The sequence below is a fragment of the Paenibacillus konkukensis genome (genome assembly GCF_023523925.1).
Lineage (GTDB): Bacteria > Bacillota > Bacilli > Paenibacillales > NBRC-103111 > Paenibacillus_S > Paenibacillus_S doosanensis.
Genome location: NZ_CP027059.1, coordinates 435,882 through 449,047 on the forward strand (window position 1 = coordinate 435,882; position 13,166 = coordinate 449,047).

16 protein-coding genes are annotated in these 13,166 nt (G+C 49.5%); 5 read left to right on the forward strand and 11 right to left on the reverse strand.

Annotation, left to right across the window (positions count from 1 at the left end):
- The first annotated feature begins 83 nt into the window (after nucleotides 1-83).
- On the forward strand, nucleotides 84-449 hold the full coding sequence (locus SK3146_RS01820; protein WP_249863452.1) for a c-type cytochrome: 366 nt from the start codon (nucleotides 84-86) through the stop codon (nucleotides 447-449).
- Nucleotides 446-1,051: an SCO family protein gene (locus tag SK3146_RS01825; RefSeq protein WP_249863453.1), complete on the forward strand. Its 606-nt coding sequence runs from the start codon at nucleotides 446-448 to the stop codon at nucleotides 1,049-1,051. The genes SK3146_RS01820 and SK3146_RS01825 overlap by 4 nt, the downstream gene beginning before the upstream one ends.
- A gap of 1 nt (nucleotide 1,052) precedes the next feature.
- Here SK3146_RS01825 and SK3146_RS01830 read toward each other — a convergent pair whose 3' ends face one another.
- The 8 genes from SK3146_RS01830 to SK3146_RS01865 form a co-directional block, all read right to left on the reverse strand.
- Nucleotides 1,053-1,904 (reverse strand): cytochrome c oxidase assembly protein, encoded by an 852-nt coding sequence (locus SK3146_RS01830; protein WP_249863454.1) that lies wholly within the window; start codon nucleotides 1,902-1,904, stop codon nucleotides 1,053-1,055.
- A gap of 18 nt (nucleotides 1,905-1,922) precedes the next feature.
- Nucleotides 1,923-2,591, reverse strand: a complete 669-nt coding sequence (locus tag SK3146_RS01835) for a response regulator (RefSeq protein WP_249863455.1) — start codon at nucleotides 2,589-2,591, stop codon at nucleotides 1,923-1,925.
- 64 nt (nucleotides 2,592-2,655) lie between these two features.
- Nucleotides 2,656-3,213 carry a redoxin domain-containing protein gene (locus tag SK3146_RS01840; RefSeq protein ID WP_249863456.1) on the reverse strand — a complete coding sequence of 186 codons (558 nt, stop codon included), beginning with the start codon at nucleotides 3,211-3,213 and terminating at the stop codon, nucleotides 2,656-2,658.
- Nucleotides 3,214-3,241: 28 nt separating this feature from the next.
- Nucleotides 3,242-3,979, reverse strand: a complete 738-nt coding sequence (locus tag SK3146_RS01845; protein WP_249863457.1) for an ABC transporter ATP-binding protein — start codon at nucleotides 3,977-3,979, stop codon at nucleotides 3,242-3,244.
- Complete coding sequence (locus tag SK3146_RS01850) at nucleotides 3,972-4,790, reverse strand: ABC transporter permease (RefSeq protein ID WP_249863458.1); 819 nt, start codon at nucleotides 4,788-4,790, stop codon at nucleotides 3,972-3,974. The genes SK3146_RS01845 and SK3146_RS01850 overlap by 8 nt, the downstream gene beginning before the upstream one ends.
- A 2-nt stretch (nucleotides 4,791-4,792) precedes the next feature.
- On the reverse strand, nucleotides 4,793-5,347 hold the full coding sequence (locus SK3146_RS01855) for a nitrous oxide reductase accessory protein NosL (protein ID WP_249863459.1): 555 nt from the start codon (nucleotides 5,345-5,347) through the stop codon (nucleotides 4,793-4,795).
- A complete protein-coding gene (locus SK3146_RS01860; protein WP_249863460.1) occupies nucleotides 5,344-6,711 on the reverse strand; it encodes a right-handed parallel beta-helix repeat-containing protein in 1,368 nt (455 codons plus the stop codon). Before SK3146_RS01860 ends, SK3146_RS01855 begins: the two co-directional genes overlap by 4 nt.
- Nucleotides 6,708-7,088 (reverse strand): FixH family protein, encoded by a 381-nt coding sequence (locus tag SK3146_RS01865; protein WP_249863461.1) that lies wholly within the window; start codon nucleotides 7,086-7,088, stop codon nucleotides 6,708-6,710. The genes SK3146_RS01860 and SK3146_RS01865 overlap by 4 nt, the downstream gene beginning before the upstream one ends.
- A gap of 255 nt (nucleotides 7,089-7,343) precedes the next feature.
- Here SK3146_RS01865 and SK3146_RS01870 point away from each other — a divergent pair, with 255 nt between their 5' ends.
- Genes SK3146_RS01870 through SK3146_RS01875 form a run of 3 tightly spaced genes read left to right on the forward strand, consistent with a single transcriptional unit; the run spans nucleotide 7,344 to nucleotide 9,204 of the window.
- Nucleotides 7,344-7,817 (forward strand): MarR family transcriptional regulator, encoded by a 474-nt coding sequence (locus SK3146_RS01870; protein WP_249863462.1) that lies wholly within the window; start codon nucleotides 7,344-7,346, stop codon nucleotides 7,815-7,817.
- On the forward strand, nucleotides 7,818-7,949 hold the full coding sequence (locus SK3146_RS34960) for a hypothetical protein (protein ID WP_283942802.1): 132 nt from the start codon (nucleotides 7,818-7,820) through the stop codon (nucleotides 7,947-7,949).
- Nucleotides 7,950-7,968: 19 nt separating this feature from the next.
- Nucleotides 7,969-9,204 carry an MFS transporter gene (locus SK3146_RS01875; RefSeq protein WP_249863463.1) on the forward strand — a complete coding sequence of 412 codons (1,236 nt, stop codon included), beginning with the start codon at nucleotides 7,969-7,971 and terminating at the stop codon, nucleotides 9,202-9,204.
- Nucleotides 9,205-9,315: 111 nt separating this feature from the next.
- Here the strand turns inward: SK3146_RS01875 and SK3146_RS01880 are convergent, their stop codons facing one another.
- Genes SK3146_RS01880 through SK3146_RS01890 form a run of 3 tightly spaced genes read right to left on the reverse strand, consistent with a single transcriptional unit; the run spans nucleotide 9,316 to nucleotide 12,981 of the window.
- The gene (locus tag SK3146_RS01880; RefSeq protein ID WP_249863464.1) at nucleotides 9,316-10,461 is read right to left on the reverse strand and encodes a Ger(x)C family spore germination protein; all 1,146 of its coding nucleotides are present in this window, start codon (nucleotides 10,459-10,461) and stop codon (nucleotides 9,316-9,318) included.
- On the reverse strand, nucleotides 10,458-11,903 hold the full coding sequence (locus SK3146_RS01885) for a spore germination protein (protein WP_249863465.1): 1,446 nt from the start codon (nucleotides 11,901-11,903) through the stop codon (nucleotides 10,458-10,460). Before SK3146_RS01885 ends, SK3146_RS01880 begins: the two co-directional genes overlap by 4 nt.
- Complete coding sequence (locus SK3146_RS01890; protein WP_249863466.1) at nucleotides 11,896-12,981, reverse strand: GerAB/ArcD/ProY family transporter; 1,086 nt, start codon at nucleotides 12,979-12,981, stop codon at nucleotides 11,896-11,898. The genes SK3146_RS01885 and SK3146_RS01890 overlap by 8 nt, the downstream gene beginning before the upstream one ends.
- Nucleotides 12,982-13,166: the final 185 nt, after the last annotated feature.

The window sequence follows — 13,166 nt, forward strand, 5'->3', positions numbered from 1 at the left end:
AAAAATAGACTGACTCGAAAGAGCTATATACAAGCTTTACCGCAAAATGCTACTATGATTCCGATATTTTAAGGAGGGATCATATGTATAAATGGACCATGTCCGTCTTAATCGGTATTGCCTGTGTCTTCGGGATTACCGTTCTGTTTATGACAACCGCGCAGCATCAAAGTCAAACGAAGCAGGAGGCCTCCGCACCGGCGCTTCCCGACACGCCTCTCAACAGCCAAGCTGCCGAAGCCATTTATAAACAATCGTGCATAGCTTGTCACGGCAACGACCTGGAAGGAAAAATCGGCCCCAATCTGCAAAAAATCGGCGGCAAATATTCGGATAAACAGCTGTACGGCATCGTGCAAAACGGACGCGGCGGCATGCCCGCCTTCAAGAGCACGCTAAAGGATGAAGAAATTGTAAATCTGGCCAAATGGCTGGCGGAAAAACAATGAAGCAGCATCGCTTCAAGCTGCTGGTCAGCCTCTTGATGTGCTTGATGATCGCAAGCGTATACAGCTGGATGAAGCAGGAGCAGCCGGCGCTTCCTGCGATCAAGCAAGCGCCCGATTTCAAGCTGTCCGGCCTTGACGGCAAGCCGGTTCAGCTTCATGAAACGGACGGAAAAGTCCGGCTCGTCGAGTTTATGTTCACCAGCTGCCCGGACATATGCCCTATGACGACCTATAACATGGTCAAAATTCAAAACGAGCTTAAGCAGCAGCAGCTTTGGGGGACCAAGGTTCATTTTATGTCGATCACCTTCGACCCGCTGCAGGATACCCCGGAGGTGTTCAAAGCTTACGGCGACAAAATGGGGATCGATTATAGCGGCTGGACCTTGCTGACCGGCACAGAACAAGAAACGGCCGACGTCGCCAAAAATTTCGGGGTGATGGTTCAAAAAATGCCCGACGGCACCTTCGTACATACGGTCACTTCCTTAATGCTTGTCGACACGCAAGGCAAAATCCGTAAAATATACAAAATGGGCGATGAAATGAATAACGATGAAATAATAGAAACGATCCGGCAGCTGGCCGGATCGTCATCATAAACTATTCCTGGAGCAGCGGATCGTAACCATCCTCTGCTCCGTCTTTTTCTTGGCGATACCATTGAAAAAAAATATAGCCCAGCATACAGCCGTAGGATACTTCCTGGACGATTTTCATCACGACGCCTCCCAGCTGTTGATCGTTTAACGGCGTCAGCCAGTCCAGGCTAAGCGGTAAACGCTCGACGGTTACCGAATAAAACGGCAAGCACAGCAAATGCGTGCTGCCGGTATACGTCGTATACAGCAGGTCGCCGGCAAAGATAATCAACGCGCAAGCCGGCGTCAGCATAATGCCGTTGATGAAAATATATGCCATTTTTTTAAGCGGACTGAGCGAATATAATCCGGCCGGATTATATACAGGCCACCAAAGCCCGAAGGCGGTCAATAACAGCAGCAGGTGGAGCATATTATGAAGCGCATAGTTCGACATCGTCGCATCGAATATAAACGGAATATGGTAGAACGACAATGCCCCGTTAAACAAAAATATTGCGATGAGCGGATTCCCGATGACAGCGATGACGGCTTTGCAGACTTTGTTTTGCAAAATATGCTCAAACCATTCGGCAGGCATCCCCCTATAAATTAGCGGCGGAGCAACCAGATACAATATCGACTGCTGAAGCATGTGAACGCTGAACCAGAAATGACCGAATAAATTGAGCGGCCCTCCCAAAGCCAGGTAGAACAGAAATAACCCCAGCAAGAAATAAGCCGTTTCCGCACGTGAATTCCCGCCCCTTCGATATTTCACATAAAAATAAGCTACAGCCGCAATACCGATCAGCAGTTCGGGGCTGAAGACGGCCCGGAATCCGTAAGCCTTGACGATGGTCAGCAAATCCATGGGTATCGTAAAACTCCTTCACCTTTTTTCATAGCCCGCTTTGTTTACGCGAATCCATCCTTTTTCATAGGCATAGCGGGTCAGTTGAACCCGATTGTTCAGATGCAGCTTTTGCAGAATGTTTTTCAAATGGTTCTTTACCGTATGCTCCGATATGAATAGATCATTAGATATTTCTTTATTCGATTTCCCGCGGGCGACGCATGTCAATATCTCTTTTTCCCTCGATGTCAAGGGGGATGTCTCTTGAGCCGTCGTTTGCACGGAAGAAAATTCCTTCAGCAGGCGCACGGCCAGCTCCCGGGACATCGGCGCTTCGTCGAAGGCGACCGCCCTTAAATATTCGTGCCAGGAGGCCGGATGAAGGTTCTTGAGCAAATATCCCTGGGCTCCCCGCTTAATCGCTTCGAACAAATGCGTGATGTCGTCCGACACGGTCACCATAATAATTTTAATATGCGGGAACCGTTCTTTAATTTGCTTGGTTGCCTCCAGACCGTCCATGTCAGGCATCGAAATATCCATCAGAATCATATCCGGAAGCCGCTCTTCCGCCATACGAACCGCTTCATACCCGTTCACGGCCTCGCCTGCGATTGCAAAGGAATCGTCCGTCAATATAATCTCTCTCATCGCTTCCCTGGCCAGGGCATGGTCATCCGCAAGAAGAATTCGTTTCGGATTCATAACTGGCCTCTTCTCCCCTCTTCAGCATCGTGCGTTCAGTCTGTCATTAAGAACAGCCGACCGTTTACGGCCCCGGCTGTGGCTGCGGCTGAACACTCTCCATTAACGAACGGATTTGCTGCGTATTCGTCAACTCTCCGGGAATGATCCGCTTCACCAGTCCCTGGGCGTTGATCAGGAATGTGGCGGGAAGCCCGTTCACCCGGTAAGCATTGGCCGCTTCGCCGCTCGGATCGGTCATAACGTGAAAAGGAATCGCGTGCAGCCGGATAAATTCCATAATCGTTCCCTTGGATTCTCCGACGTTCACAGCCACTATTTCTACCCCGTGAATGTCTTCCGATTCATAAGCCGCTTTCAATCTGGGCATTTCGCTTACGCAAGGGACGCACCAGGAGCCCCAGAAGTTCAGCAGTACACCTTGTCCCCGATAGTCCGACAGCTTGACCGGCGAACCGTTCATATCCGTTACCTGAATATCCGGTGCAGGCCGGCCAACCTGGACCGGTTCGTCCGTTTTATGCCGGTTCGCTGTAACGAGCGTATACGCCAGCAAGATTAATAACGCCGCTCCCGCTATCCGCATCCTGCCGCTTTTCATTCCATTTTGTTTGATATGCATCTTCAATGGAGTCTGGCTCCCTCCTTGTCTAATCCTGCTTCTCGCCGGCATGCAAACCGAACAGACGTTGAAAAGCGCCTTGAAGACCGTGACTTCCGTATTTATGATTGAACGAGTCTACCGTTCCTTCTTCCATGATTCGGCCTTCTTTCATAAATACGACATGATCGGCGACGACCTCGGCGATCGTAAGCTGATGGGTCGAGAAAATAACTGCATGCCCTTCCTGCCTGGCCGAACGGACCAGGGCCATGAACGATTCCAGCCAATAGGGGTCCAATCCGTTCGTCGGCTCATCCATAATGATAAGCGGAGGCTTCGTAAGCAGCGCCTGAGCGAACAGAAGCCGCTGCCGCATACCTTTGGAGAAGGAAGAAACGGCGCTGCCCTTCACATCTTCAAGACCGACGATCCGCAGCGTTTCTCTGACTCTATCCTTGGAAACTTTGCGCAGCGCTCCCCAGAACGCTAACGTTTCTTCAGCGGACAAACCTTGACCGAACAAATAGTCATCCGGCATATAGCCGATTTGCTCCGCGTAAGTTCGGCGATTGTGCTTCCAGCTTACTCCGCGCACCTCGATGCTTCCGCCCGTCGGCTGCAGGATGCCGGCAATCATGCGCAGCAGGGTGCTCTTGCCTGCGCCGTTGCCCCCGCACAGCGCAAGTACTTGGCCTTGATACACCGTAAGATCAAGCGGATAAATAATCTGCTTCCTGCCGATTTGTTTGGTAACTTCCCTGACTCTAAGCACCGGCTTATCCACGGACCCGCCCCCTTTCCCATACCCAGTGTGCCAATCCGATAGCCGCGCTTACCCAAATCAGACAAATCGCCAGAAAGCTGACAGTCCCCGACGGAGCCTGAATCCAGCGAACCCATTCATAATATTCCGGTCCGAGGGCCGAGCCCCCGCCTAACTTCACTACGACGAACAGCCGCACCAGCTCGGCCGGATTAAGCACGGTTAATGCCGTCAGCAGCGGCTTGATCCACATATAAGGCAGCAGACCTAGCACGGCAACGAGCAGCGTCGGCCAGCCGATCACTGCAAAAAACCAGATCGCGACCCCGATCGTCAGCGCCTGCCACCGGTTGCGAACCCATGTGCCGACGCATAGAGCGACGGCAAGGAATAATATTATAAGTCCGGCGGAAAAAGCTATAAATAATCGATACGTCTGAAAATCAAGCCCCCTGCCGAACAGAGAACCGGCGATACCGGTTACTCCGTAGCCGAAGGCGATAATGATCAGCAGTACGACGGCTACACCGGTATATTTGCCGACGATGAACGAAAAGGTGCTTATAGGATACGTCGAGAGCAGCGTCCAGCTCCCCTCTTCCTTCTCGGATGTCAGGGAGAACGACCCGATCAGCAGCGTCATTAACGGAAGCAGATATAGTATGAAATTCAGCATTGTCGAGGTGCCGCTGGAATAGCCCTCGATAAAGCTTTGCGTGTTGATCAGCAACAACGACAAGCTGAAGACGGTGAATAGTATCATGAAGGAGTAAGCCCACGGATTACGGAATCCGAGCTTAACCTCCCTCACCGCAATATGGAGAAGATTCATAATTAATGCTTCCCGCTGTGATCCGTCTTCATATCACTTCCGGATTCCGAAGGGGCGCTGCTGTCGTGACTGTGCATATCGCCCATATCCATCGCGCCCTTGGCCCGCTCCCAAGTATGATTTTTCAAATCGGCGGCGCTCATCAATTTTCCTTTTTTCTGCTCGTCGATAAATGTTTGCGCAGTGCTTTTATCCTTGAAGGAATAAATCCCGTAGGCCATCGGAGTTTTGAATGAAGCGTCGTACACGTAGGTTGCCTTATCATAGTTGATCCATTCCTTCGTATTGTAATCCCGCACGAACTCCGCTCCTACGGTATCGATTCCATATTTGCCGACCCATTCGTTCATGCAGCCGAGATCGTCGAATTTGTAGTTTTTCCCCTCTTTCGTCGTCAGCTGCGTAGCAAAGGCATCGTCTTTGACCTGCATATTGCAAATCGCGCATTTATCCGTCGCTTCATTGATCGGCACGGCGGCGTACTTTTCTTTACCGCATCCGGACAGCATCACAATCAGAATCATTAAAAATACCGAAGCCGCTGCAAATTGTTTCATGTTCTTTTTACCCCCATCATGGTTATTATCGTTAGTGAAAATAATGTAAACAGCAAGCCTAACATCAACACGCCCGTCGTTCCTCCGCCTCTCCCGTCCCCTTGCCGTTGTTCTTCAGCTGCAGGGTTCATCAGCGGCGCCGTGTCAATCGTCCATTCATCTTTCCCGGACGAATACATGCCTTCCAGAAATTGCATACCGGGGGATTGGAAAAACAGCTGAAACGCGGGAGTCGCCGAGGTCAGCCGCTGGAAGAACGGATTCATCGCATAGGCGATATCGCTGATCCCGTCTCCGTCGGCATCAATTCCGTGAAATTCATCCCAATAATTGCGTTCGAAACGGTTGTCGCTGCTTTCGTTGGCTTCCGCCTGAATCACGTTACCCGCCAAGCGATTATGGGTAAACCGGTTTTGATTGGACTCCAGAAACTGAATTCCGACGAAATTTTGAACGACAACATTGTCAATAAATTCATTCTTATCCGATTGCTCGATATACAACCCTACTCTATTACCCTCCACTTTATTATTCGCAATGCGAGACGTCTGTACGTCAAAAAATAACAGCCCTTGCGAATTGACATTCTCGCTTTGTTTCATAAACGTATTCCCCGTCACTAAGGCATCGCGAACTCCCATCACCATGCCGCCGGTTACATTGAACTCCCCGTAATTGTCTTTAACTACGGTACCGTCCGTATACATACAGTGAACGCCGTACCGGGAACGATCTATCGAATTGTGTTCTACGACATTTCGGTGGCTGCTCTCCAGATAGATTCCGTCGTTCATCCGGGAAATCCGGTTATCGTGAATCCGGTTGTCGTGCGAATTATACAGATCGATGCCGTTTCGCTTCAGCGAGGTTTCATCGGATGGCTGTGATGCATCGACCGGCTCCCAATCAATGGTCGTTCCGGAGATGTCATGCTGTCCGCTGTCGCGCAGGACGATGCCGTAAGAGCGGGTGCGGATCGTTAACGCATCCAGCACCGCTTGATTCCCCGCAACCAGCACTGCGGCGTTATCCCCGCCCGACGGTTGAATAACGGCTACGTTGCGCAGGCTGACACGAGCCGCTTCAATCCGGATCACGGGCGAGTCGCTCCCGTCTCCGGTGATGACGACATGGCCTGCGCCTTGTACGGAGATCGCTTTCCTGATCACGAGCGGGCCTTGGTAGCTGCCTTCCGGAAGCTTGAGCGTGCCTCCATCCGGCGTGTTGTCCGCCATCGTCTGAAGCTCGTGGTCTCCACTTGGCGCTGCAATAACGCTGCCGGGAATCCAGATCCATATCCACGCTAAGACGAGCAGGCCCATCGCCGTTAAGAAGCGCGTCCACAGCTTCGGTATCCTTCTCATGACACCTCCAGCTCTTTCTTCTTCGTAATGTGCAGATCCCCTTGATACAGATGAATATAAATCGAGTACGTTCCCGGTTTATCGAAGATTTTTTCCGCTGAATATTGCCCGTTTCCAACCGTTTGTGCATCCTTCGTATCAGGAAGAAGACTGTTGTCCGATTTGCGGATGTCAATCTGCACGTTAGCTCCCTCCTCTTTCACCAGACCCGCGATTGTGGCCGTCAGCTTGACCTTCTGCCCTGCTTGCACCGTGACCGGATCTGTCGACAGCTCGACTTTGATCTTGGCCGGGTCCTGCCCTTGCTGGCCGGAGGAACACGCCGTAGCGATTATCCAGAGCCCTGCGAATACCAATAAAATGATAGCTCGTCTCAACGCCGCCGCCCCCTTTCTTTTTATATCCATGTCTTATTTTACGGATAATCGCCCCTATTCCTATCACCCGATAGGGCTATTACGGTTACTATCATGTGAAAAATTTGCAACAAGATTAGGAAGCCAATTGGCTTGTACTTTTGTCAAATTGATCGCCAATCCGGTTAAAGCAGGCGTTTTATTGTACAATTGTTGAAATAGAAATAAAAATTTAATATAATATTGTCGCCGCACCAGCGGGTGGGAGGACACGCCATGAACAAAGAAGATCAGGTCATACTGGGTTTCAGGGACTTATACAACAAGATGGTTTGGCTTAATAAAGATAAGATGGAGAACAGTCTTAAGGGTTATAAGCCTTCTGAAGTACATTGCATTGAATACATTGAAAAAAATGCAGATTCCAACGTGACAAAACTTGCGGAATCCTTTTATATGACTCGCGGTGCCATAAGTAAATTAACTAAGAAGCTCATCAAAAAAGGCCTTATCGAAAGCTACCAGAAGTCGGATAACAAGAAAGAAATCTATTTCAGGCTTACCGAGCAGGGGAAAGTCATTTATAAAATCCATGAGGATCTGCACAAAGAGTTTCAAGAGCGGGATAAAGCCGTATTTGAGCAGGTAACCGAGGAGCAATTTGACAGTATGCTTAGATTCGTGGAAAAGTATAATAAGCATTTGGATGCGGAAATAAAGAAACTGGGTATAGATTTTAAGGCCGAATAAATGAATACTGAAAATGAAATCACGGGGCAGCCCAGTTCTATCGAGAGCGGGCTGCATTTTTATCGCCATCAATTTGTTGACAAGGAAACAAAACAGCGTTATTATTTTGTTGCCAAGGAAATAAAACCGTAACTCTTGAGAGGAGAATTTAATGTTCAAATTTAGATCACACTATGAACAAAGCACAGAACAAACCGTCGATAAACATGCTTTACTATTCGGTCTTATCTCTGTGTTTCTTTGCGGAATAGGCTTCAGTATCATCGCACCAGTCGTCCCCTTCTTAGTGCAGCCTTACACAAGCAATCCTGAAGAACAAGCTATAGCCGTTACTCTGCTGACCTCTGTTTATGCAATCTGCGTATTTTTTGCGGCCCCCGTGCTTGGTGCTTTGAGCGACAAATACGGCCGCCGTCCATTGCTCTTAATATGCCTTCTTGGTTCCGCAATCGGGTACTTCGTTTTTGGCATAGGGGGTGCTCTATGGGTGCTGTTTACCGGGCGCATAATAGAAGGTATAACGGGCGGGAGCATCAGCACGATCTTCGCCTATTTTGCCGACATCATTCCTCCCAATCAGAGAACCAAATACTTTGGATGGGTAAGTGCGGTTGTAGGCGTAGGCACCGTCATCGGCCCAACTCTAGGCGGGATGCTTGCCAAGTTTGGTTATTCCGCACCTATGTATTTTGGAGCCATAATCACTTTACTGAACGTTATTTACGGATTGTTTTTTATGCCTGAGAGCCTCAGCAAGAATAATAGACTGAAAGAGATTACCTTTGTAAGGCTGAATCCTTTTACACAGCTTGCCAATATACTTTCCATGAAAAACTTAAAATGGCTGCTTGTCTCGGCGTTCTTACTTTGGATTCCCAACGGGTCTTTACAGGCCGTTTTTTCACAGTTCACAATGGATACATTCAACTGGAAACCCGCGCTAATCGGGCTTATGTTTTCAATTATGGGTGTCCAGGACATCATTTCACAAGGCTTCATTATGCCCAAACTTTTGAGGAAACTTAGCGATAAACAGATAGCGATTCTTGGAATGGTATCGGAGATGATTGGCTACAGTTTCATTGCGCTATCTGCGTTGTTCACATTCTACCCTCTTCTTATCGCTGGAATGTTTATATTCGGGTTTGGCGATTCGATCTACGGGCCTTCATTCAACGGAATGCTCTCCAAGTCTGTCGATGCCAGCGAGCAAGGAAGGATTCAAGGAGGCAGCCAATCCATTCAGGCTTTGGCAAGAATGATTGGGCCTATCGCGGGAGGTCAAATCTATGTATCGTTCGGTCATGCCGCACCCGCTTTTATGGGGATGATCCTTATAGCGGCGGCAATACCGGTTTTATATAAGAGGAAGCATGTCAATATGTGATCTACCTGCTTTATTGGGGCAAGCACCCCTATAATAATAAGAGTTCAGAGCTTAAGGACAAGTTCTGAACCCTTCTTCGTCTACAGTCAGCCCCTATCCCTATCGGCGGGACTAATCTTTTTTTATTTTGGAGATGCCCCCGCTGTACAGCTTCGCGTCGACTTCGACCGATGCCAGAGAGTTTTCGTCCAGCGGAATGGCTCCATTGTTCTCCAACCGGTGCCAATCCTGCGGTTTCGCACGGAATAAAACCTCCGACAGATTGAGGGCGTCGATCCCTTTGGACAATCCTTTGGCGTACGACTCCCTGATTTCTTTTTCGATTTCCTCCGAAGCCAGCCGGTTCAGCTGCTTTTCCGTCAAGTTTTGGATCAATTGCGGAATATTGCCCTGAGCCGACACTTTGATCCGAAACTGGGCCTTCCCTTCCTTCATCTCCGGTTGAATTTGAAATTTCACCTTCTCCATCACCAGCATCACTTGGGGAATATTATCTTTCCTGACGAATACGTTGGTCCTTTTCAATTTCGCGTTAAACCATCGCAGCCCGCGCGTCTGCGCTCTCGGCAAATCCCCCAAATACCGGTTGTTTTGAAAAAAACCTATACCGTTCATTTCCAATTTGGGCGAAACCTTTTGATTTTCGGTCCAATTGTCGGTCACTTTTAAAAACGGAACTTTAAGCGTCTGGCTCTTATCGTACCAGCTGCGCATGAAATCGAATAAGTAGAGCGGTTCGATCACCGAATTTTGCGAATACGTATCGTTCGGGTCGTTCAGCTGCGAATACACTACGGATATGTTTTGTACCGGAGTAGCGTAAAACACGGATTCAATGGAATCTTTTGTCGCATATACCCAATTCGTATAGCGAAATTCGTAGTAGCGGTCCCATACGTCCAGCACCTGGTTAATGATCTTTTCATTTAAAGCCGCTTCGCTGAACAGTACGGTCTTGACATGACTCCAGGCGATGCGCTGCTGGGCGGTTGCATACAGATTAAAGATCGCCTTATCGAAGGTTTCTCCTTCTGCTCTGGCAACGGAGATCACCTGCTGTTCGTCCTGAGCTCCCGCTTCCTTTTTGGCGATATTGAAGAAGCTTGCCAATTGCACGTAAATGACGATTTTATTGTTGGCATAGTCGATCCCCACCGAATTGACGTAAATCAGATGCTCGATTTCCCGGAGTCCCCAGCAGCCGGTCAACAGTGAAGACAGCATGACGATCGCCAGCATGGAGCGAAGCCACCTCATCGTTTTTTATCCCCTCCGTTTTGTTTCAGAAACGTCGGCACGTTGACGATCTTGCCCCAAGGAGTCCGTACCCAAGCCGCCCAGATGCTCTTGATCGAAGGAGGAGCGAGCGGCTCCATATAATAGACGCCGAAGGAACGCTGGTTGACCAGGTATACGACCAAACCCATGAGGCATACGAGAAAACCGAACAAGCCGAGCATTCCGCTTATAATGAGGACGATCATTCTAAGGATGCTGACCATGCCGACCATACTCTGATTAGTCAAGGTAAACGTCGATAAAACGGATAGAGCGATCACGACAAGTATCCCCGGCGCCGTAATTCCCGCGCTGATGGCGGCTTGACCGATAATTAGTCCTCCGACTACGGACAAGGTTTGGCCGAAGGTGGACGGCAGGCGCATCCCCGCTTCGCGGAACAGTTCGAATAGCAGCAGCATGACCAGGGCTTCCAAAGGAACCGGGAGCGGAACCCCTTGTCTTGATATCACGAGCGTTGCAAGCAATGAAAAAGGGAGCTGATCTTGATGAAAGGTAAGCAGCGCAATCCAGAACCCCGGCAGGAACAAAGAGAATAACAGACCGAGCATTCTCATGCAGCGGGTGAACATGACGAATAAATTGAAATTATAGGAGTCCTCCGATGAGTTTAGTATGAATGTTAAATTCACCGGAGCGACCGAAGCCGTAGGCGAACCGTCGATAATTAGCACAAAACGCCCGTGCAGCAGCGAGCTTACGATGTAATCGGGTCTGCCGCTGTACACGAACATTGGAAATAGCGAAAATCCGGCAAGCGCCTCCTCCAGTTGAGTAGAGGTGGTAAGTTCCTTGATGCGCAGTTCGCCAAGCTTTTGCTCGATTTCTGCGAGCGTTTCCTGTTTAATGATGTTTTGCATAAACAGCAGGCTGACTTTCGTTTCGGTCTGTTCGCCGAAAGTATAGGTACGCACGGCCAAACGGTTCGTTTTCAAACGTTTGCGAATCAGCCCGATGTTGACGATGCGCTCCTCCGTGAAACCGTCCCGGGGCCCTTTAATAGAAACCTCCGTGTTGGATTCCTCGGTTCCCCGGCTCGGCGGATCTGCCAGATTGACGCTGTAGAGCTCCTGCATCGGTTCAAAGAGCATCAGCAGATCGCCTCTAAACACACGGTTCACGATATCCTCCGTATCGGACCGGTCCGTTATGCGCTCCAATCTCATCGCGGCATGCCGTTCCAATGCTTCGCTGCCGGCGATTTCGCTCCTTTGATACATGTCCAGCAAACTGGGAACGACAAAAGAATTCATTTGTTTGACATCGCACATGCCTTCGCAATAAATCAATAACACTTTGGCGGTCTGCGCTTGATTAGGAAGATTGAGCGGATCGAACATCACGTCGTCGCACCGACCGAATAACTCGCGAAGCCTGCATTCCGGCGACGGATCATTCATGCGGGACTCCCCCTCTTTTTTTCCAATGAATAAGAGCTATGACGATGAGGCTGTAGATGACCATGGACAGTACCGACAGGGGTAAAATAAGGTCGCGCAGCATGTCCAGAAAGTAGTTATCGCTGAAGGGAAGCATGGAAAAAGCGACCGATAGCAAAAAGACGCAGGCCATAATCACCCGCTTTTGGCGATAACTGCGGATCATCACAATATCCGCTATCAGAAACATCGTCAGCGAAATGCGCACGAATGCGCCGGAAAACCATTGGTAAATGCTTAAAAAATCGAGATGCTCGATGTAGCGCCCTATCGATACCAGCCTCCACTCCTCATAGGCCGGATATCTCAGCTTAGACAGCTGCTCCGGTCCGAACTCCGCTATGCCGCCCATGATCGGTCCCGCCGTCAAGCCGATAAGTATAACCGTCAGCAGAAGCACGCTGACCAAGGAATATTTATTGCGTATATGCGGTTGAAGAAACAGCAGCATAATCACCTCGATAAAGCCGGCTCCGGCGTAAACCATGCCTTCCCAGACGGGATGCATGCCCATTTCCAAAAACGGCTTCAAGAGAGCGTATCGTTTGTTGGGGAGATTGGCAAGGCTGACAAAAATACCGAATAAGATCACGAACGGAACCAGCAGCGCAGATGTGTTCGCGATGGATCGGATGCCGCAAGCCGCGTTAATAAAGCACAGCAGACCGAAGATAAAGGCAAGAGGCAGCATAGGCACTCTCGGCAAAAAGGTCAGATGAATCCAAGTGGAAGTGTCCCGCAGCGTGACCGCGCATAAAACGAGCATGTATAACCCGGCGATCCCAGCGAGCGCATGTCCCAAGACGGGCGAATAAGCCTGTTTGATCCATTGGAAAATATGCACTCCCCGCGTCTTGTTCAAAGCGGTGTATAACAAACCGACCCAGACGATTCCCGCTAATCCGGCCAGGCCTACGGAAATCCAGGCATCCCTCTTCGCCGCATCCAGCAGAATCGGAATGACAATCACGTGATCCATTAAACCGATGGCTAATAGCAGGATCATCACAGTCTGGATAAATGTAATGGTGCCGTTCACCGCTCCTCCCCCCGTTCCGATGTTTTATTTCCTGAAATGGCATTTAATAGTATGCCTGTTGTTCCGGGAAAACATGTGTACCGGGAGATTATTCATCATGATCATACCGGGAACCCTTGACGATAATTCGTATGGTGCATAGTATTGCCAATTCATGTATCTTTATAGTAAGGGCAAGCGTTCAA